This is a genomic window from Streptomyces sp. SID13726 (genome assembly GCF_010548375.1).
Lineage (GTDB): Bacteria > Actinomycetota > Actinomycetes > Streptomycetales > Streptomycetaceae > Streptomyces.
The window spans coordinates 1-611 of sequence record NZ_JAAGLY010000161.1 but is presented as its reverse complement, the minus strand read 5'-3'; the positions used below and the strand labels follow the sequence as shown (position 1 = coordinate 611).

1 protein-coding gene is annotated in these 611 nt (G+C 76.8%); it reads right to left on the bottom strand.

All coding sequences use genetic code 11. The features are described from left to right. Positions 1-611 (bottom strand): uroporphyrinogen-III C-methyltransferase (gene cobA, locus G3I78_RS46935; protein ID WP_164436719.1); only part of this gene is annotated, 611 nt, incomplete at both ends.

Genomic DNA, 611 nt, shown 5'->3' with positions numbered 1-611 from the left:
CGAGCGGGGCCCGCGTGACGCGCTGGCGCGGCGTCGAGCCGCTCTCCACGATCGCGACGGGCAGCGCAGGGTCGGCCCCGGCGCCGAGCGCCTGGGCCGTGATGCGTGCGAGCTGCGAGACACCCATGAGGACCACCAGCGTAGCCGTGCGGTCGCGCACCCCGGCGAGCGCGGCGTCGTCGAGGCCGTCGTGCCCGCTGACCACGTGGAACGCGGCGACCGTCCCCCGGTGCGTGAGCGGGATGCCCGCGAGCGCCGGGACGCTCAGCGCGCTCGACACGCCCGGCACGACGTCGACCGGCACGCCCGCCGCGCGGCACGCGATCACCTCCTCGCCGCCGCGCCCGTAGACGAACGGGTCGCCGCCCTTGAGCCGCACGACCCGCCGCCCGCGCTGTGCCTGCTCCACGAGGATCGCGTTGATCTCGTGCTGCGGGACCGGATGGTTCCCGGGCGTCTTGCCGACGTCGATGACCTCCACGCCCGGCGCGAGCTCGTCGAGCACGTCGACCGGTCCGAGCCGGTCGGCGACGACGACGTCCGCCTCCGCGAGCGCCCGACGCCCCCGGACGGTGAGCAGGTCGACGGCGCCCGGTCCGCCACCGACGAGC